The organism is Pseudolactococcus laudensis, assembly GCF_013449735.1.
Lineage (GTDB): Bacteria > Bacillota > Bacilli > Lactobacillales > Streptococcaceae > Pseudolactococcus > Pseudolactococcus laudensis.
In genome coordinates this window covers 299,044-319,696 of the sequence record NZ_JACBNY010000001.1, presented here as the reverse complement: position 1 = coordinate 319,696, position 20,653 = coordinate 299,044, and the positions used below count along the sequence as shown (strand labels likewise).

Sequence of the window (20,653 nt, the reverse complement as noted above, 5' to 3'; positions counted from 1 at the left end):
TAAGCAAGACTTATCCTCAAAGTACCGACTATCGATTAGAGGTAGAAAACATATTTGTAAGCGTTTCCTTACTTTATAGTATAACATTATAATATTATTTTGTCAATAAAAAAAAAAGAAAATCAAGTTTTCTCAAACTTGATAATCTATTAAATAAGGCATCGTCCCAGAATCATAATATGACGTTGTATACTCTACAAGTTGACCCATTTCAGTATAGGCTGATCGTGTCCGATTCAAGACAACATCTGAAACTTTAGGTAAAATTTTAGTCAGTTGTTTCGGTGTTTTTTCAGCACAAAAGGCATCTTCCATATTGAAAATTTCAAACCCTTGCTTAACTAAAAACGAGTAAAATGAAAATTGGTTGGCGCCTTTTTCAGGTAAGAACTCAGATTTTGTCAACGGGAAATAATGTTTAACAAAGATACTCGCAACACCATCTAACTGATACACACGATGAATTTCATAGACATTATCAACATCAAATTTTTCATTTATCGTAGCATTTTCAGACTTGCCAATATAAACGACAGCAGTTTGGACATCTACGCCATGGTCCTTTAAAATTTTTGTAAATGTTTTTGCTTTATTGAAAACATTTATCGGTTGATTACTGATAACTTTAGTTCCCATACCGCTTTGACGATGTAAATAGCCACCTTCAACTAATAAATCTAATGCCTTGCGAACCGTGATTTTACTCACTTCAAAGCGTACTTCTAACTCATTTTCTGTTGGAAAGAAACTCCCCACTTCATACTTGCCATTAATAATATCTGATTTTAAAGCATCAAAGACTTTTTGATATAAAATTTGATTTTTCTGTTTCATGTTCATACTCCTAACTTAACAAAACTTGGCACTACCTCACATTGCCGAATTTGAGCGGCAATAAAATCATGTGCATCCCTAAAAACGACTGTTTCGAACTCACGTTCATCAAATGTCAAATTAAAACGGTAGCTCTCCTCCTCATATTTCACAATATAATCATATGCTTCAAGTGTCTTAACAAAAATATCTGGTCGCTTCTGCTTTACGACATCTTTTTTTGCAAATTTTAGTAAAAATGTTGTCATATATTTAAGAGCGTAATCCAAATCAACATCACCTATAAGCTTAAATATTTGTTGCTCAAAGGGCGTCAGGGCTACACGTTTTTCCACATGATAAAAATAATTGGCTAAATTATTAGCCGTTCTAGCAAAATCAGACGAAAAATGTAGTTCAATGGCATTTGTCTGATTCGCTAGGGTCTGCTGAACTTGCGAGGTTTGAATTTTTGAGACGAGTTCCGAACCTTCTGCCACAAAAAAGGGTTGCTCAAAACTTAGGTGCTGCGGTTCTGTTGCAGGTAAAGTCAAGTCAAAGTCAGCATCAGTAAACACTTGAAATTGAATGGCATAGCGTTTGTCAAGACGTGAGATAAACCCTGCTTGAACAAATTCTTCAATCTGACGTTCTAAATTTTGTTCATTTCCGAATGCCGCTTTTATTTTGCGTAAGGTCACATCATCATGATTGGTCAAAAAATTGATTAATTCTTGAAAAAATGGTCGCTCAGTTAAGCGATTATGATTGAAAATCTTAATTTGCATCTGATAGAGTTCCTATATATTCTAAACCTGAATATGTCGCTAATTCTTCTGGGTTACTCCCTAACTTCCCTACTGGTACAGCCAGTCCGAGCTTATCAAAATAGGCTTGCCAATAGTCTGAGATAAACGTCTCCTTGCTACCAAAAGACATGACCGATTCTGGCAGTTTGACCTGATTGGCAAAAGCGGCAACGACTAACTGCGAGCAATAAAACCCATCTGCATCTGGATAAAAGCTGTTGTTATACGGCTTCCCTAGATGCTTCTTGGCTTCAACTAACACGGTTGGCGCATCAATATCTAACATTCTAAAACACTCAACTTGCGCATGTTCAGATAAAAAATCTGCTAGAGTTTCCTCTATGACACCATATTTAGGCGTTGCATGGATGACGGTTGTTTCACTGGTTGCAATGGCAACATGGCTATAAGCACCGGTAGACTCAGAAATAGCGGCAGCAAATTCATCCCCATCATTAGGGATTGTTTTGACAAACAGTAGGTCAGCTGGTTTTAGTCGTAAGGTCATGATTCTCATTATACCAAATTTTTTCCAGTTTTGTTGTCTTTCTTATATATAAAAAATAATATATAAAAGTACGATTCTGATTGCCTTAGATAAATATGACTGACCTCCCTAAATTTTGCTTTCTAGCTTACATGCATCGCTAAAAAATGCAATTAAAAAAAGCACGCTTGCGCGTACCTTCTTATAAACCGTATTTTTTATTGAAACGGTCCACACGGCCATCGGCTTGTGTGAATTTAGCTTTACCAGTGTAGAATGGGTGTGAATCTGATGATGTTTCCACACGGATTAATGGATATGTGTTACCATCTTCCCACTCAACAGTTTCTTTTGAGCTTTTTGTAGAACCGCTCAAAAATTTGAAACCTGTTGAAGTATCCATAAATACAACTGGTCCATAATTAGGATGGATGTCTGCTTTCATGTTCGATATTTCCTTTCTGCCTTGGGCTGTTTGCCAGTCCAAAGTAATCAATACTAGATTATTCTACCAAAATTCCAACGTGTTTTCAAGTCCAAAAGTCAATTAGTAAGGAGTTTTTTTACACTGATACAGATGCTATCCTTTAAATTAACTAATCCTAAACAAATAAATAAAGAGAAGTGCCGCAAGTGTTTGAACTATGCCGACTAGTACGCCATAAGTTAAAAAGCTAAGCCCTTCTTTCATGAATTTTTTGAAATCTAGTCTCAAGCCAATCGCAGCTAATGCGATTGTTTCAAACCATGTGCCAATTTGATGTGCGCTGTCATTGAAAATATGTGGTAATTTGATACAACTATTTAAGATACAAACGATTAAAAATGCGATAACATACCAGGGAACTGATACTTTTTTCAGATTTGTAACTTGCGTCGTTCCTTGCTTTTTCGTCCGTTGTTGAAAAATGAAAACAACAACAACTAAAAATAATATCCGAGTTATTTTAAATAACATGGCATAACTAACTGTTTCTTGATTGATTAAACTAGCACCTGCAACAACTTGTCCAACAGATTGTAAAGTTCCTCCCAATAAAGCGCTATTCGCTAGTAAGTGTTTCCCGTATAGCATCGCCCCCAACAATGGTAAAGTCAACATCATGACAGTGCCTAACAGATTAACAAGTGTAATTACTTGACCTTTTTCTTCATCTTTTGCCCCAATACTTGGGGCAATGGCACCAATTGCTGAAGACCCACATACAGCGTTTCCACCAGCCATCATCGTTGACATATTGTCAGAAAAACCTAAACTCTTGCCAATTAAAATGGTCGAAATAATCACTGTTGTCATCATCGCCATAATATAGCCTAAACCATTCAAGCCCAAACGACTAATTGTTTGAAAAGTTACTGTAAAGCCTAACAAAACAACTGAATACTCTAGCAAAACACTCTCAGAAAATTTTGTCCCAACTTCTAAAACTTCTTGCTTAAAAAAAGTATTACCTAATACAATGCCAAAAAGGATTGCAAGTGTTGCCCCACCTAAATCTGGCAAGAAAATAGCACTAATTTTGGCAATGATTGCTACTAAGATAGATAACCCTAATCCTGGTAGGATTGTTTTATATTTATGTAATGACTCATATCTCATCATATTTTTTCTCCTTCTGTTCCGATAAATAATTAATTTCTATTACTATTATAAATCAATACTTCCATTATTTTGATTAATTGATATAATAGCTTTAATCAAAAAAAATGATAGGAGTAAATCGATGTTCAAAAAATTAACAACTTTTAAGGTAGTCTATGAAACAAAAAATTTCTCTAAGGCCGCTGAGCTCTTATTCGTCGTACAGCCTACGGTTTCTGCGCAAATTAAACAATTAGAAAATGAGTTAGGAACGACACTTTTCAGACGTAATGGCAGAAAAGAAGTCTTAGCGACGCCACAAGCTGATTTACTATATCAGAAAACAGGAAATCTATTAGATGATTGGGAAGACTTAAAACTCGAGATACAAAATCGAAAAGATAAAATAACAAATTGTAACATCGCTGCATCTCATACATTTTCTATTTACTTATTACCCGATTTGATCATCAGTTTAAAACAGTACTTTCCAAACATTTCTTTTAATATTAAAATGATGAACTCACTCGAGGTTCTAAATGCACTAGAACATCATGACATTGATTTTGGTTTTATCGAAAAGCCCTTATCAGCGAAAAATATACGTCGATTTCCTTTGTTTAACGATCAGCTCGTCTTAGCAGGCAATCCTACGACAGGACCTTGGCTTATCCGGGAAAAAACATCTGGTGTCTACTACTACACACAACGGTACTTAGAAGAAAACGATATTCAAAAAGAAACCATGACCGTCCAAAATAATGAAATCATTATTGCACTTCTTAAAAAGGGGTTTGGTTGTGCCATTATCTCTCAACGTGCAGCTAAAGGGCTAACATATCAAAAACTATCAGAAAAATATAGTCGTCAATTCTATTTAATCACTCGAGACCAGAATGCCTCCCCAGAATTAACAAATGTCATGCAATGGATTCAAAAAAGGGCCGATTTTAAAACAAACAGCAGCAAGAATATTTCTAAAAATGATATTGCTTTAGGTAACAACAAGACCCAATGATTCGCTAGAATAAAGTAGATGATACAAAAGGCATCTGTCATAGCAAAAAAAGCAAGCTACCCAATCAAATAAGTTGGGTAGCTTGCTTTTCTTTTGCCAATTATTTTTACGTAAAGAACACAAAGTCGCATAAAATCAGCGTTTTTATTACCTTCTTTGTATGCTTTCTTATATCATAATCACCTACCATGTTGGTTGACAAATTATTAAAAATGAGACAAAAATAGGCAGTAAAACATTCAAATAACATTTAAAATCGTTCATTGTTTATTTTTAGAGACTTTTATCTCAATTTTCATCAACTAATTTAATATCAACACCTAGCGACGTCATTTTTTCAATGATATTATCGTAACCACGCAAAATGAACTCAACATTTGAAATTTTTGTTTCACCTGTTGCCATCACACCGGCATTGACCAAGGCAGCTCCTGCACGCAAGTCTGTTGCCATCACTTCTGCGCCATGCAAGTCATTCGGCGCATGATAAGTAATTTCACCGTAATTTGCAACGATATTAGCCCCCATACGTGCCAACTCTGCTGCATGGTTAATCCTTTTTTCATAGATAGTATCGATAACTTTACCACGACCATTGGTCATCAAAAGAAGGGGTGTAATTGGCTGTTGCAAGTCTGTCGCAAACCCTGGATAAGGCACGGTTTTAATGCTAACAGATCTAAGATTTTCCGATTTCAACACTTCAATTGAATCATCGCGGACAATCATCTGAACGCCCATCTCTTCAAGCTTGGCAATGAAAGACTCCAGATGCTCGTAAATCACGTTGTTGACTACGACACCGTCGCCAAAAGCTGCCGCAAGGCTTAAATAAGTGCCAGCCTCAATACGGTCAGGAATGACCGTATGACGTGCACCACCTAATTTTTGAACACCATCAATCCGAATAACATCTGTCCCTGCACCACGTACTTTTGCCCCCATGTTATTGAGCAAAGTCGCAACATCAATAATCTCAGGTTCACGTGCAGCATTCTCAATAATCGTCCGACCTTCAGCCTTAACAGCAGCCAACATCGTATTAATCGTCGCACCAACTGAAACCATATCCATGAAGATGGTCGCAGCGTGTAAAGGCGCACCATCAGTCGTTAAATGCATGGCATTTTCTTTAAAAGTCATGCGTGCACCCAAGGCTTCAAATGCCTTAATATGTAGGTCAATTGGACGAGGTCCTAAATCACAACCACCGGGCAAACCAACCGTTGCTTCTCCAAATTTACCCAACAAAGAGCCATTAAAGTAATATGAGGCACGCAAAGAATTAATCTTACCGTAAGGTAGCGGTTTCGATTCAACACCGCGTGGGTCAATAACTACAACTCCTGCTTCGATATCGCGCTCAATCTTAGCGCCCATAATCTCTAAAATTTCAATTAAACTTGCAACATCGGAAATATCCGGTACACCTTCTAAGGTCACCACATCGTCCGCCAAAATGGTTGCAGGAATCAAGGCAACGACTGAATTTTTTGCACCAGAAATCGTCAATTCCCCTGAAATGCGTTTACCACCATTAATTACTATTTTTTTCATTTTTTATTATAATCCAATTCTCAAATGTCAATTTCATGCTTATCTATTTTACCATAAAAATGAAAATTTGACACCTACAAGACCAACAAAAAAGCAGACTATGTTGGCCTACTTTTTCAGTCATTTTCTCTTTTATTCAAAGACAAATTGATTATGATAGAGTTCTGCATAGAAACCGTTTGGCACATGCAAGAGTTCTTGGTGACTGCCTTCTTCAATGACAACACCATCTTTTAGCACGACAATCTTATCTGCATTCAGAATCGTTTTAAGACGATGCGCGATAACAAATGATGTTCGACCAGCAATCGCTGCTTCCATAGCCCATTGAATTTGTTGCTCAGTTACAGTATCAACGTTTGACGTTGCTTCATCCAAAATCAAAAGTTTTGGATTGGTCAAAATCGTCCGAGCAATTGAAATCTGCTGTTTTTGTCCAGTTGAGAAGACGTTTTCGTCATCATCAACGACGGTATCATACTTATCTGGTAGGCTATCAATAAACTCATGGATATGCGTCGTTTTAGCAGCTGTAATGATTTCTTCATCCGTTGCATCAAAACCAAACTTGATATTATCCTTGATAGTGCCACTGAACAGAACTGAATCTTGTAGCACAATCCCAACGCCACGGCGTAATGAGTCCAAATCCATATCGCGGATATCAACGCCGTCAAATTTAATACTGCCATTGTCCACGTCATAAAAACGATTCATCAAATTCATGATAGTCGTTTTACCTGAGCCAGTTGGACCGACAACAGCGACCATTTGGCCTTTTTTAACGTTGATGCTGACATCTTTTAGGATTGGTTTACCTGGCAGATAGCTGAAATCGATGTGGTCGATTTGAACTTCATCTTTAATTCCGTCAAAGATGATGCCATTTTCAGGGCGAACTTCTTCTGGCTCATCAAACATTTCTTGCAAACGACGTGCACCTGTCACTGCCATTTGGAGTTGTGAAAATGACGATGAAATTTGCATGACAGGTTGATAGTATTGTTGTGAATACTGGACGAACATGACAACCAAACCAAGCGCTGCAGCTGTTGACATTGATTTATAATTGAGTGCAATCATAGAACCTGCAAAAATAACGATTGCCAGATTGACAAAGCTCATGCCGTTCATAACTGGCATCAGCATACCCGAATAGACCTGACCTTTAAAAGTCGCTTGACGCACTTTGTTATTTTGCTTGACAAAACCGTCAATAGCATCTTCTTCCAGTCCCTCAACGATGATGACTTTTTGACCTGAAATTTTCTCATCCATATAGGCGTTGAGTTTACCGACTTCATCTTGTTGCAAGTCAATATATTTCTTAGCCTGACGAATGATAATCACAACCAGTAAAATGGCAACTGGCGTTGAGGCAATGGTTACCCACGCTAGAGAGACATTTTGACGGAACATCATGATAATCACACCGATAAACATGGCAACCTGTGTCGCAACAAGCGCGAGTGATTGGTTGAGAGAGTTTTGAATGTTATCCAAGTCTGATGTGAAACGGCTGAGGATATCGCCATCTTGGTGGCGGTCAAAAAATGAAATCGTCAAGCGCTCAAGTTTACCAAATAAACCTTTACGCATTGAGTTTGTTGCATGAGAAACGATTCGTCCAAAAAGAACTTCATACATCAGCATGGCAATCGTCATGAAAACATAAGACATGAGCAATTTCCACATGATGCTGAAAAAGACTGTTTTTTCAGGTGTATGTTTGGCTAAATCAACCAAAGCAGTTACATCCGTCGGCATCCCATTTTTAGTTAATTCACCAATCATAGCCTGAGGAAGTTCTGCTGGAATATGACCGTTAAAGGATGCGACGATTTTTTCAGCACCTTGGTGTTTGAAGTAAGCTGTGACCCATTCACCCAACTGTGTCAGGGCATCACCAATAAAAACGGGCACTTTAACCTGTAAATAAGTGGCAATGATAATCGTTAGTGTGATGATGAAAAATGAGACCTTGAATTTCTTGAAATAATTCCAGAAAAACTTAATCGCTTTACTATATTCTTTCATTAATCATCACTTCCTTTCTGTGTTTCATAGATTTCACGGTAGGTCGCATTGTTTTCAACAAGATCTTTATGCGTTCCGACGCCGATTAATTTACCGGCATCCAGAACAAGTATCTTATCTGCATGGACAACTGATGAAATCTTTTGAGCAATGATAATTTTAGTGGTGTTTGGCAGTTCACCCGCCAAAGCCTCTTGAACTAATTTTTCAGACTTGGCATCTAGTGCAGAGGTTGAGTCATCTAGGATCAAGATTTTAGGCTCCCCAATAACGCCTCGAGCTATAGACATCCGTTGTTTTTGGCCGCCTGAGAAGTTGGTCCCACGTTCTTCAACCGGACTCTCAAAGACATCCGACATTTTTTCAATGAACTCACGGGCTTGCGAGATAGCACTGGCATGTTTCATATCATCAACAGTAGCATCAGCTTTCCCGTGTTTCAAGTTTTGAGCAATTGTTCCTGAAAAGAGAATCGCGCGTTGTAAAACGATAGAAACGGTCTCACGCACGGTGTTTCGGCTGAGATCGCGTAGATCATGACTATCTATTTTGATTGAACCTTCAGTTGGATCAAATAAACGTGGAATGAGTTGAGCAAGCGTTGATTTACCAGCACCAGTTGCCCCAACGACTCCGACTAATTCGCCAGCTTTGATGCTGAAGGAAACATCTTCTAAAGTTGGCTCATCATCTGTCGGATAAGTGAAGGTTACATGGTCAAATTCAAGATTACCTGTCAAATCTTGATCAGGAACATCTTTAAAGGTCATGGCTGGTTCAGTGTTAATGACTTCACCAATCCGTTTCAGTGAGATGAAAGCACGTGATGCCATCATCGACATCATACCACCCATGATAATGGCAAACATGATTTGCATCATGTAAGTCATAAATGAGGCAATGCTTGCCAAATCTTTAGGTTCTTTTTGAACATAAGTTGAAACAAACCAAATCGCACCAAAGATTGCCAGGTAAGCCGCAAAGGTAAAGGCTGGAATCATGGCAGAAAAGATGTAGCTGACAATCAGGTTATGACCGAGCAACTCATCTGAATTGGCATCGAATTTAGCAGCTTGTTCTTTTTCTTGGACGAACGATTTCACCACGCGCGTGCCACGGAGATTTTCCTTGGCAATGCCGTTGAGTTTATCCATCAAGGTTTGGAAAGCGCCGAAATGTTTGCCCATGCTTCCCATGGAAACACCGGTGATCAGGACGATGACGACTACCAAAAGAACAATAATCCACCATAATTTAGGTAACGTTTGAATAGCTAAAATGAATGAGCCAACAAATAAGAGCGGCACACGAAGTAAGACTTGAAATAAAATCATAATCAAGTTCATAACTTGGTTGACGTCATTGGTCATGCGAACAACGAGGTTTCCGGCATTAAATTTTTCAATATTGGCATATGAGAAACTCTGGATTTTGCGGAAAGTTTGTTCCCGCAAATCAGCCGAAACACCTTGAGCAATCTTAGCCGCAAAAATCGTATTCACCACACCAGCTAAGAGGCCAATCCCCGCAATAATAATTAGTTGAATCCCGTAATTGGTTATCTTATCTTTGTCGTTATTAGAGACAGCCTCCAGTACTTTGGTTAAAATTTGTGGCTGCCAAAGCGTCGTACCAACGACCAAAATGACCATAGCAAGTGAGCCTAGCGCCCAAAACTTGTATTGTTTAATTGCTTTAATGAGCATATCTTTCCCTTCTGACTTTCAGTATCAGGCATCTCCATCAAAAATAATCTTTTGCATAGACATCCACAGTATCCTTTTCATTCTAACATATTCTATGAAATTTTTCTGTCTTATGCGTCCAAAATCTGTTATAATAAGAGGATGAAAAATACACGCTATCAAGATTTGAAATTAGCAGAACGTGGCGCCCTCATCAGTATTTGGGCCTATGTCGTCCTTTCTATCCTAAAACTCGTCATTGCCAACACGACGCATTCCGAAAGTTTGCGTGCAGATGGCTTTAATAATATCACCGATATCCTAGGAAATATCGCCGTCCTGATTGGTCTAAAAATCGCACGTCGTCCTGCGGATGATGACCATACCTACGGCCATTGGAAAGTCGAATCCGTCGCTTCTATCATTACTAGCTTTATCATGTTTGCTGTTGGTTTCTTCGTTTTAAAAGATACGATTACAGCCATCATCAATAACGAGCATACACCTGTCGATTTATCTGGTTCAATTGTTGGCATCTTCTCTGCTATTGTCATGTTGATCATTTACTTTTATAACCGTAATCTAGCACTCAAATCTAAAAGCTCCGGGTTGATGAGCGCTGCCAAAGATAACTTATCCGATGCCGTATCTTCCATCGCAACCTCTATTGCCATCTTTGCAGCCAGCTTTAACCTCACAATCATTGACCGACTCATGGCAATTGTCATCACAGTCTTTATCTTCAAAACAGCCTATGATATTTTTGCAGAGGCCGTCTTTAGCCTATCAGACGGTTTTGATGAAACAAAAATCAGTATTTATACAGCTGCCATTGCCAAATTACCTAAAGTTATGGCAGTTAAATTCATTCGCGGTAGAACCTACGGCAGCAATATATTCCTCGACGTCGTCGTCGAAATGTCGCCTGACCTTTCAGTGTACGAAAGTCATGAGGCAACGGAAGTGATTGAAAAAGCTTTAAAACAAGATTACGATGTCTTTGATGTAGATGTACATGTCGAGCCTGCGATATTACCTGACGAGGCACGAGATGCTAGCCTTGCCTTAGTCATTTTAGGATTAGAAGAAAAAGTATTGAATGGCACAGACCCCAACCTACTCTCTGAGCATTTCACAGAAATCAGAGCAGACGGTGTCGAAATTGACAAAGCAGAAAAACTTTTGGAACAACATGAACACCTTGCCATCGGTGGTTTCAAACCTGATCGTATTTCTAAAAAAACCTTTGTCATTACCTACCATTATTTTGAAAAAGGACAAAATTTTGCTGTTACCAGCATTTGGCGTAGACAGACAGACTGGTACTGCGAGGCACGTCAGTTGACCCTAAAAGCAAATTTTTCTAAACTAAGTTAACTCAAAAAAAACTCCCCTCGCATTTTGATGTAAGGGGAGTTTCTTCTATACTTAACTAAGTCATACCTAAATTGTTATTCCTAAAGGATTGTCTTACTTCTATCCAGCCCAAAAACCATTAAATAGACCTTGTTCTAACTCTCTAATCGCGCGTCGTGTAAACGACCCTTCTCGAATAAAATAACTAAATTCATTGACTCTTTTTTTGAGTTCAACTAATGCTTCATCACTGGTATTTTGTAATAAAGTATCAATTTCATCTAACGAAGTAATTGTAAAACCGAGTCCATATTTATTAACTAACACAGCAGTAGCAGATTCTTCCCAAACAATTAAAGGTATACCAAGCGATAAATAGAGGGCAACTTTGTGAGGGGAAGTATAGCGAGAGTAGACTTGATAATTAAATCCTTCATCCCAGAATATACCAAATCTATCTCGTGGTATCCGCTGTAGAAAATTATCAATTCCTAAAAATTCTACCTTTGGACTTATTGGAAATGTCTCTTTTGAGTTTCCATAATATAAAGACCCAAAAACAGAAAGCTCTGTCTGATAATTCCAAGTGCTAATAAAAGGACTTTTATCAAAACTACCAACAAAAGTTAGTTTCTTTTGGAGATGATTAGTAAGCTGTGCCTCAGTATCAGACATCAAGTAATCAAATGGTCCCCTTTGAATCATCATAGACGTATTTCCAAGTTCTTTTAACTTATCAGCCATCGCTTGACCATGAACGATAAGCGCCTCAGCCTGATTGAAAAGCGTATATTCTTTACCAACTTGCTCATAGCTAAATAATTCTTTTGGATACCGCAGTTGCTCCTAATCCAAAATAGAAATTGCAAATCTACAACCCCTAGCTTTTAAATTGCCAATAAAAGTCTTGTCAAAACGAAAACCATTAAGCACAGGATAAAGATATAAAATGATATCTCCAGGTTTTACTGCGGCTGTAATACCATCTATCCTAGCATTCAGTGCTTCGTCTGATTCATTACTGCCATCATATCTAAAAATATAGAGGGGTTTATAACCCATTTGCATCGCAACTTCTCTGACATCAGCATTTACTTTTTGAATGGCATTTGCACCCTCTCCATGTAAAGTAAAAGTAACCCATTTATTCATCTTATCTCTCCTATAATCGTCCAAACAGGACAACATTCCTAATTCTTAATCAATATAAAATTTTAGTATATAGGCTATTTATAGCATCACTTTTCTTAACGATTTGTCTTTTACTAGCAAATCAAATTAATAATAAAATCAAAATGTTATTATATCATTATTTATATAACTTTGTCAAAATAATATTATAAATAGACAGCCAATATATTTACCATCCGACAGTTCATTGAATAGCTTTCTAAAAACAGAATTGATGATTTCAAGAATAATGCAAATCTCTTTTTCTTCTCTCCGAATAAAATTAAGCTGATTTCAAGTACCTTCTTTGATAATACAATCCTTCTGAAATTGTCTTGTATGAGTCATGCATCGATATAAAACAGTTAGTTAACTTAAAAAATCCGACAATGTTTATTACCATTGTCAGATTTCTTAAGTTAGTGTTTTTTAGTTATTTTCTCTTCTTATACATTCTCTGATGCAACTTGTAATGCTTTTTCGTAATCAGGCTCATCAGTCATCTCAGGTAAGATTTCTGCATAAATGATTTGACCCTCTTTGATAACAAAAACACTACGAGCCAAGAGATTAGCCTCAGCCATGACGATACCGTAAAGTTTGCCAAATTCATTATTGGCATCAGATAGAATCGTCATTTCAACACCTTCTGCCGCACACCAGTTGGCTTGTTCTTCTGGCGTATTGTTAGAAATTGATAGGAAAGCAATTTCTTTGTGAGCTGCGGCTTCTTGATTAAAACGACGCGTTTGAACTGAGCAGACGCTGGTATTAATATTTGGAAAAACACTAATAATAGTTGGGCTAGGCAATTTTGACAAAGTCACGATATTTTCGTGTTGATCCTTCAGGCTGAAGTCAGGTGCTTGACCTGTTGTTAGTGGGTTAATCTCTGAAAAGTCTTCACAATTTCTTGTAATAATCATGTTTTGTTCGCTCCTTTATTCTCTTTGATTTTATTATAATAAAAAATCGCTTGAGTTTACACTCAAACGACTTACATATTTACTCAAGCATAAACTCAAAATAGTTTTTATACTTGAACGACTAGTTTTTATAGACGGGCGTTTAATTCAGCACCAAGTTCTTCAAAGCCTGGTTTACCAAGCAAAGCGAACATATTTTTCTTATAAGCTTCAACGCCTGGTTGGTCAAATGGATTAACACCATTGAGGTAACCAGAAAGACCGATAGCGATTTCGAAGAAATAGATAAGGTAACCCAATGTAAACTCATCTTGTTTTTTAATCGTTACAACTGAGTTAGGTACACCACCATCAGTATGAGCAAGGAGCACACCTTGGAAAGCTTTGGTATTGACGAAGTCAACATCTTTTCCTTCAAGGTAGCCAAGACCATCAAGATCTTCTGCTTCTGTTGGGATATTGATGTTCAATGTTGGTTCTTCAATTTTAATAACGGTTTCAAAAAGGTTACGGCTACCTTCTTGGATAGATTGACCGATTGAGTGCAAATCTGTTGAGAAGTTAGCTGATGTTGGGTAAATACCTTTATAGTCTTTACCTTCTGATTCGCCGGCTAATTGTTTCCACCATTCGCTGAAGTATTGCAATGACGGTTCATAGTTAGCCAAGATTTCAATTGTTTTACCTTTACGGTAAAGGATGTTACGAAGAACTGCGTATTGGTAAGCTTGGTTGACTTTCAAGTCTGGTGTGCTATATTCTTCACGGGCTGCAGCTGCACCGTCCATCAAAGCTTGGATATCTGCACCACTTGCTGCGATTGGTAAAAGACCAACCGGTGTCAAGACTGTAAAACGGCCACCAACAGCATCTGGTACGACAAATGATTCCCAACCTTCTGCATCAGCTTGGACTTTAACCGCACCCTTAGCTTTATCAGTTGTTGCATAAATACGTTTGTTCGCTTCTTCTTGACCATATTTTTTAATCAAGAGTTCTTTGAAGACACGGAAAGCGATAGCAGGCTCTGTTGTTGTACCAGATTTTGAAATAACATTAACAGAGAAATCTTTATCACCAACATATTCAACTAATTGTGACAAATAAGTTGAAGAAATTGAGTTACCTGCGTACAAAATTTGTGGTGCTTGGCGTTTTTCTTTAGATTCCAAGTTAACAAATGAGCTGTTCAAGAAGTCAATCGCTGCTTTTGCACCAAGGTAAGACCCACCAATCCCAATGACGATTAAAACATCACTGTCAGATTTGATTTTTTCAGCTGATTTCAAGATACGCGCAAATTCTGCTTTATCGTAATCTTTCGGCAGATCAATCCAGCCTGTGAAGTCTGACCCTTGTCCAGAACCATCGCGCAAGGCAGCATCAAATGCTGTCACTGCTGGTTGTAAGTAGTCAAATTCGTGCTGAGCAACGAACGGTAAAGCTGTTTTGTAATCAAATTTAATGTGTGACATGTTTTCTCCTTAATTAATTGGTGTGGGAACACACGTTTCTCTTAACGCTCATGCGTCAAGTTGGATTTTCTAGCAAACTGTTATCGTTTTCACTAAAAAATCAATTTGATTCATTTTACCGCTTTTTAGGGATTTTTTCAAGGATTTTGTCATGAATTTGTGACTTATTTTTCAATGGTGCAGCAACCATTTTCCAAAAGCTCCTTAATAACAAAATTAGCAGTTCTATTACCAATTTCGTATTCTTTCTTACAACCATCAAAAGCTATACAAAAAAGACTATAACCAATACCGATTAATATCGAAATCGTTTATAGTCTATTTGTTACAAGATGTTTGTCTCAGTCTCGTTTTTAGTTATTTTTCGTGACCATTACTGATTTGAATAAAGACTGTGCAAGATAGTGGGACAAACTCATTAAGCGAACTCTGACCAACAACGGTACCCTTGGTTTCAGGACTGTTAACATACTGCACGCGATAGGAAATATTAGCACCTTTCGATGTATAGTCATTATAAAAAGTTCCCTGCAAGTCGCCCTCAGTTTGCCCTTTCAAATCCTTAATATAAACTCGTCCAAGTGAGTAAACCGCCGTAATATCAGGTATTGTATCTTTTGCGAAATACTGGGTACCTGCTGGTATCGACTGGCTGATAAAGCCACCATAGGGGACTGTATCGCTATAAACTTGTTTTGAAATAACAGGTAGATTTTTAGCTGCTCCGCTAGATTCATCAAAAGTAAACCTTGAAAAATCTGGTACAGTCATTGGCTTACCAAGAGAAAGCTTGATTGTAATCGTATCTACTTTCGATACTTTCTGACCCTTAGCAACTGATTGAGAAATCACCTTGTCTGCCTCAAGCGACTCACTCTCAGCGTATTCGAAAGCGACCTTTACACCTTTTTCCTTACTCCAAGTGTTAATTTGTTCCTTAGTTTGACTTGAAAAGTCTGGAACCTCGATATTTTGTACGACAGGTTCTTTACCTTTAGAGTAATAAAGTGTCAAATTATCTTCACGCTTAAAGGTTTCAGGCGTGACAGCCTGATTTGCAAAAGTTTGTTTGAGATAAGTATCTTTTGCTACTGTCTCCGAATAATCAAGTTGGACAGATGTATTTTCTAGTTTATTTTTCTTGATAAACTCACGCGCCTCAGCAACTGGCATCTTAGAAAAATCTGGGAGTTCAATTTTTTCTTTTGGGTTTGCCCCTAAACTAGCTGTCAGATTAACTGTTTTTTTCTTAGAAATTGTCCTATTTTTATCAGATTCTTTGATAACAATATTGGCTTCTTTCTCAAAATCATAAACACGTTTCACTTCTAATTTGACCTTATGTTCATCTGCCCAAGTTTGTGCTGTACTTACAGATTTCCCTGTAAAATCAGGTAGTTTAACATGTGTCTGACCATAATAAAACCACGCAATCGCAATGACCGCCAAAAGACTTGAACCTGCAATAATGCCTCGTTTTATTTTTTGTTTTTTAGCAAAAGATTGATCTTTGACTACCATATCATCCTCAGAAGAAGAGGCAGCCAGTTCCATCAGAAATGACTCTAAATCATCGTCTGATACGTCAGTTTCGTTGTCTAATTCATCTTCTGACACATCAGTAAAGTTTTCTTCATTTTTTTCGCCTTCGAATGCTTCATGAGAAAAGTCGCTAGTGATAGCGTCTTCTAACATTTCATCAGATACAGCATCAGAGATATCAACTTCAGATAGATCAGGCGTCACATCTTCTAAAGTATCTGAATCGACAGACGCAACTGACGAATTTTCTATATCCGTCTCTGTCACTTCTGTATCGGGCATTACAAGCTTATGCTCTTCGGCATCCTTCTTGTATTTATCGCTCGTAAAATTTGATAAAAAATCACTCATTAATTAAATTTCCTTTTTTCAAACGGTAAGTCACATCAGATTTTTCTGCCACCTCTTGAGAATGTGTCACAACAATGACCGCTTTTTTATTGTCATGTGCCAAACGTTTAAATATTTCGACAATCTCACCTTCACGATCTTCATCAAGGTTCCCAGTTGGCTCATCTGCTAAGATGACATCACTATTGGTTGCAAGTGCTCGAGCTATCGCAATCCGTTGTTGCTCCCCACCTGATAACTCGCTCACTAAACGGTCTGCCTTCTCATGTGTAATCCCGATATAATCTAGTAGATTGTAAGCCACCGTTTTTTGATCAGCAAGTAGTGTATTATCTGTGATATCCATTGCCACAAGGACATTTTCAATCGCTGTTAAATAAGGCACTAGATTATTATTTTGAAAGACAATCGAGATTTTATTGCGACGATAATTTTCAAGTCCGATAGTCTGAATATCGGTTCCTTCAAAAAGAACTTGACCATCTTTTGCCACATCTAAACCAGCAATCATGGCTAGAAAAGTTGTTTTCCCAGAACCGGATTCGCCAACAATCGTGTAGAATTGTCCTTTTTCAAAGCTAACCGATATATCTCTTAAAATATAGCGTTGCATATCACCATCTTGATAGTAATAATTCAGTTTCTTAGTTTCAATAATTGACATAGCTCATTACCCCAACAAAATTTTCTTTGGCTTTAATTTAAAAATATAAAGCGTTGATAAAAGGACTGACACAATAACTGTACTTAAACCTGCAAGCAGATAAGTGACAATATAAAAAGGTGTAAATGAAACAGCATAATTTTTCGCTATTGTATCTGCATCAACCGCTATACCTGTATTGAACATAGCAGATGAACTCATCATACTACCACTCATTCCACCATTTGCAGACTGACCACTATCTGAACTTAGAAAGGCTTCTGACGCGAAACTTCCCAAGAATTTCCCAGTAGTCAGCGAAATAACTAAGGCAATGATAGCTACGGTTAACACTTCAACCATAATTTGCAAAATAACATTCGATTTCTTGTCACCAAGTGATAGATAAATGCCCAATTCGCGTTTGCGGTCTCGCATAAAGAGTAGGATAACCAGTAAAATCAAGACAATTGAAAGCAAAACTGCTGCGATAATAACCGCTTTGGCAATTTTAGAGAGCTTATTGAACTGTCCTGCAATATTATCAAATTCATCTGTTGATGCCATAACTGAATAGTTCTTGGGTAAAAGAGGTTTGGTATCAGCCTTGAACTTATCTAAATCATCAACTGATTTCAGCTGATAAATAGTTGTATAGTAAGGTTTATCAGCTGCGTCAATATCTTCTTGGCTAACACCTGACATCACCTCAGGCATTTCTGCTTGAAGGAATTTTCTAAAGCCTTGTGACATATTATGAACTGCTTTGTTAGGCATGTAGATAGTATTATAATTATCAAAATCAAACATATCTTGCGGTGAGCCACCAGGAAAAGCTGCCGCATGAACAACTGAGTCATTAGATGCTTTACCTGATTGACCAGATTTTTTCTGAACTTGTTCTAGTACATCATAGGTCCCAACAACCTTAAATTTGGTATCAAATGACTTGACTGGCTCTGAACTTTCTGCTTTTTCTGGATTTACCATACCTTCAGTCGTTTGGTCAATGGTCATTTCATCGCCAACGTGAAGGCCGTTTTTCTCAGCAAATTTCTTAGAAATAAAGACGACATTTGCCCCTTTACTTATATCATCTGCTGTAAAAATACTACCATCAACTAGCTTGATTTTTCCTAAAGCAATATCCATGATTTTTGGGTCCTGTACGCCCCTAACCGGAATATAGGTATTAACAAACCCTCCATCTGCGCCATTATCTGGTTCTTCAGCTTTTTTATCTGCTGCTGGGTCATAAGGTTTAAGCAACTTAGAATTATAACCAGTTTGCTCAGAATAATCATAATTTTTGACATAAGGACTATCCGCAATCTTTTGAATGATTTTTTCAGTTAATGCTGAGTATTCATCCGCCGTCATTTGTTCAATGACTTTTTGATTTTTAGGATTACTCCAGTCTATCCCAACGGTTGCAATCGCCCCCATTTGTTCCTTAGTCGTTTTTTCAACATTTTGTGTAGATTGCTGAATAATAACACTACCTGCTAAAATATTACCAAGTACGAAAATAACAGCAAATAGAATCATCGATTTTGACTTTTGTCGTGTCACTGAGCGAATGGCGCGGTTAAAAAAATTCATAATGCTCCTTTAATTAGTATGAGCATTAGCTAAAAGCAAAGTTAACTAAGAGGTTATTGTGCTAATTAACATCGGATTGTTCAGATTTGTTAGGCAATAGAAATCCGTAACAATCGTTTTAATATTTGACATAAAAAACACCTTGAATGCCAAAATGGTACCAGACGACTTCTTAATCCTTAATCCAGTTGTAATTTATATCTCAATCATAACATAATTCTAAATTTTCAACACTAACAAACTTGTCTTTTTTATCAATTATACCTCAAACAAGACTTTCAAAGATATGCTACAATAAAAGATATGAAAACAAATTACGATACAATTATCATTGGTGGCGGACCCGCAGGTATGATGGCAGCAGTTGCCAGCAGCTACTACGGCCACAAAACACTAATGCTAGAAAAAAATAAAAAACTCGGAAAAAAACTCTCTATGACAGGCGGCGGACGCTGCAATGTAACTAATAATGGTACCTTAGAAGAAATTCTCGAAAATATTCCACATGGTGGTAAATTTCTATACAGCACCTTCGCCCAGTTCGACAACCATGATATTATCAACTTCTTTGAAGACAACGGCACGTCTCTCAAAATTGAAGACCACGGTCGCGTCTTTCCGACGACTGACAAATCACAAACGATTATTTCCGCTTTACAAGCTAAAATGGTTGAACAAGGCGTCACGATTTCAACCAACTCCGAAGTCTTATCAACGACCAAAGTAGAAAAAGGCGACTTCTTGATAAAAACAGCTGATACCACCTTCACCTGCCGCAAACTCATCGTCACAACTGGTGGAAAATCTTACCCGTCGACCGGCTCAACCGGCTACGGTCATGATATCGCACGACATTTCAAGCTAAAAGTCACCGATTTAAAACCCGCTGAAAGTCCCTTGACGACAGACTTTCCCCACAAAACCTTACAAGGCATTTCCTTGCGCGAAATTACTTTGACGATTAACCAACACCCTATCACCCACGACCTCCTCTTCACCCACTTTGGCCTATCTGGACCTGCTGCCTTGCGCGCCTCTACTTTTGTGACGGGAAATGGTACTGATGATGTGACACTCGATTTTCTTCCGACATTGTCTGAGGATGATATCTCTGACAAATTTGAACAGCTGCGAGACAAGTCAGTCAAAAATGTTGCAAAGTTACTCCTCCAAGAACGTTTGGCTGAGTTTCTAATCACCACAGCTGGAATTGACTTAGAGGCTAAAGTCAAACAAGTCTCTGTTAAAAAATTATCCGAACTCTTTCATCTCATGAAGTGTTTCCCTATAAAAGTCACTGGTACCATGAGCCTAGCAAAATCTTTTGTCACAGCAGGTGGCGTCGATTTAAGTGAAATCAAGCCCAAAACGTTGATGAGTAAATCTGTAGAAAACTTGCATTTCGCAGGCGAGGTCTTGGATATTAATGCACATACTGGTGGCTACAACATCACCTCAGCGCTTGCAACTGGCTGGGTAGCTGGGATTAGTTAAATCATTTTAGATAAGTAAACTTGTGGGAGATTGCCTACAAGTTTTTTTTCCCTAAAGGGAATAAAAAAACAAGTCATTTTTAAAATGACTTGTTTCAAACTAGTGT

Annotated in this window: 17 protein-coding genes and 1 pseudogene; 3 read left to right on the top strand and 15 right to left on the bottom strand. The window is 37.8% G+C overall.

From position 1 onward, the window contains the following. Positions 1-132 precede the first annotated feature (132 nt). The 5 genes from HZR21_RS01590 to HZR21_RS01570 form a co-directional block, all read right to left on the bottom strand. Positions 133-834 (bottom strand): GntR family transcriptional regulator, encoded by a 702-nt coding sequence (locus HZR21_RS01590; protein WP_246307769.1) that lies wholly within the window; start codon positions 832-834, stop codon positions 133-135. Positions 835-836: 2 nt separating this feature from the next. Beyond that, complete coding sequence (locus HZR21_RS01585; RefSeq protein WP_180745806.1) at positions 837-1,601, bottom strand: DUF1803 domain-containing protein; 765 nt, start codon at positions 1,599-1,601, stop codon at positions 837-839. Then, the gene (locus HZR21_RS01580; protein WP_180745804.1) at positions 1,591-2,130 is read right to left on the bottom strand and encodes a YiiX/YebB-like N1pC/P60 family cysteine hydrolase; all 540 of its coding nucleotides are present in this window, start codon (positions 2,128-2,130) and stop codon (positions 1,591-1,593) included. The genes HZR21_RS01585 and HZR21_RS01580 overlap by 11 nt, the downstream gene beginning before the upstream one ends. 181 nt (positions 2,131-2,311) lie before the next feature. Further along, a complete protein-coding gene (locus HZR21_RS01575) occupies positions 2,312-2,554 on the bottom strand; it encodes a type B 50S ribosomal protein L31 (protein WP_003138626.1) in 243 nt (80 codons plus the stop codon). 147 nt (positions 2,555-2,701) lie between these two features. Beyond that, positions 2,702-3,709, bottom strand: a complete 1,008-nt coding sequence (locus HZR21_RS01570) for a YeiH family protein (protein ID WP_180745862.1) — start codon at positions 3,707-3,709, stop codon at positions 2,702-2,704. A gap of 124 nt (positions 3,710-3,833) precedes the next feature. Here HZR21_RS01570 and HZR21_RS01565 point away from each other — a divergent pair, with 124 nt between their 5' ends. Next, on the top strand, positions 3,834-4,709 hold the full coding sequence (locus HZR21_RS01565; RefSeq protein WP_180745802.1) for a LysR substrate-binding domain-containing protein: 876 nt from the start codon (positions 3,834-3,836) through the stop codon (positions 4,707-4,709). Between the two features lie 288 nt (positions 4,710-4,997). On the opposite strand, the gene murA is transcribed toward HZR21_RS01565, so the two are convergent. The 3 genes from murA to HZR21_RS01550 all read right to left on the bottom strand — a co-directional run bounded on the left by murA (position 4,998) and on the right by HZR21_RS01550 (position 10,009). Continuing rightward, complete coding sequence (murA, locus tag HZR21_RS01560) at positions 4,998-6,266, bottom strand: UDP-N-acetylglucosamine 1-carboxyvinyltransferase (protein ID WP_180745800.1); 1,269 nt, start codon at positions 6,264-6,266, stop codon at positions 4,998-5,000. A 132-nt stretch (positions 6,267-6,398) separates the two neighbouring features. After that, positions 6,399-8,303 (bottom strand): ABC transporter ATP-binding protein, encoded by a 1,905-nt coding sequence (locus HZR21_RS01555; protein WP_180745799.1) that lies wholly within the window; start codon positions 8,301-8,303, stop codon positions 6,399-6,401. Next, a complete protein-coding gene (locus HZR21_RS01550; RefSeq protein WP_180745797.1) occupies positions 8,303-10,009 on the bottom strand; it encodes an ABC transporter ATP-binding protein in 1,707 nt (568 codons plus the stop codon). The genes HZR21_RS01555 and HZR21_RS01550 overlap by 1 nt, the downstream gene beginning before the upstream one ends. A 141-nt stretch (positions 10,010-10,150) precedes the next feature. Here HZR21_RS01550 and HZR21_RS01545 point away from each other — a divergent pair, with 141 nt between their 5' ends. Beyond that, positions 10,151-11,365 (top strand): cation diffusion facilitator family transporter, encoded by a 1,215-nt coding sequence (locus HZR21_RS01545; RefSeq protein WP_180745795.1) that lies wholly within the window; start codon positions 10,151-10,153, stop codon positions 11,363-11,365. Between the two features lie 99 nt (positions 11,366-11,464). Here HZR21_RS01545 and HZR21_RS01540 read toward each other — a convergent pair whose 3' ends face one another. The 7 genes and pseudogenes from HZR21_RS01540 to HZR21_RS01510 form a co-directional block, all read right to left on the bottom strand. Next, complete coding sequence (locus HZR21_RS01540; protein WP_483605843.1) at positions 11,465-12,019, bottom strand: glycosyltransferase; 555 nt, start codon at positions 12,017-12,019, stop codon at positions 11,465-11,467. A gap of 33 nt (positions 12,020-12,052) precedes the next feature. Continuing rightward, positions 12,053-12,496: pseudogene (locus HZR21_RS01535) on the bottom strand (glycosyltransferase); the annotation flags it as partial. A 464-nt stretch (positions 12,497-12,960) separates the two neighbouring features. After that, positions 12,961-13,440 (bottom strand): thiol peroxidase, encoded by a 480-nt coding sequence (locus HZR21_RS01530; RefSeq protein ID WP_180745790.1) that lies wholly within the window; start codon positions 13,438-13,440, stop codon positions 12,961-12,963. Positions 13,441-13,568: 128 nt separating this feature from the next. Then, positions 13,569-14,915: a glucose-6-phosphate isomerase gene (locus tag HZR21_RS01525; RefSeq protein ID WP_180745788.1), complete on the bottom strand. Its 1,347-nt coding sequence runs from the start codon at positions 14,913-14,915 to the stop codon at positions 13,569-13,571. Positions 14,916-15,272: 357 nt separating this feature from the next. Continuing rightward, positions 15,273-16,808: a PASTA domain-containing protein gene (locus HZR21_RS01520; RefSeq protein WP_180745786.1), complete on the bottom strand. Its 1,536-nt coding sequence runs from the start codon at positions 16,806-16,808 to the stop codon at positions 15,273-15,275. After that, positions 16,801-17,472 carry an ABC transporter ATP-binding protein gene (locus HZR21_RS01515; protein WP_180745784.1) on the bottom strand — a complete coding sequence of 224 codons (672 nt, stop codon included), beginning with the start codon at positions 17,470-17,472 and terminating at the stop codon, positions 16,801-16,803. The genes HZR21_RS01520 and HZR21_RS01515 overlap by 8 nt, the downstream gene beginning before the upstream one ends. 6 nt (positions 17,473-17,478) lie before the next feature. After that, positions 17,479-19,053, bottom strand: coding sequence for an FtsX-like permease family protein (locus HZR21_RS01510; protein ID WP_180745782.1), 1,575 nt, complete (start codon positions 19,051-19,053; stop codon positions 17,479-17,481). 303 nt (positions 19,054-19,356) lie between these two features. Here HZR21_RS01510 and HZR21_RS01505 point away from each other — a divergent pair, with 303 nt between their 5' ends. Further along, a complete protein-coding gene (locus HZR21_RS01505; RefSeq protein ID WP_180745780.1) occupies positions 19,357-20,547 on the top strand; it encodes a BaiN/RdsA family NAD(P)/FAD-dependent oxidoreductase in 1,191 nt (396 codons plus the stop codon). The last annotated feature ends 106 nt before the right edge of the window (positions 20,548-20,653 follow it).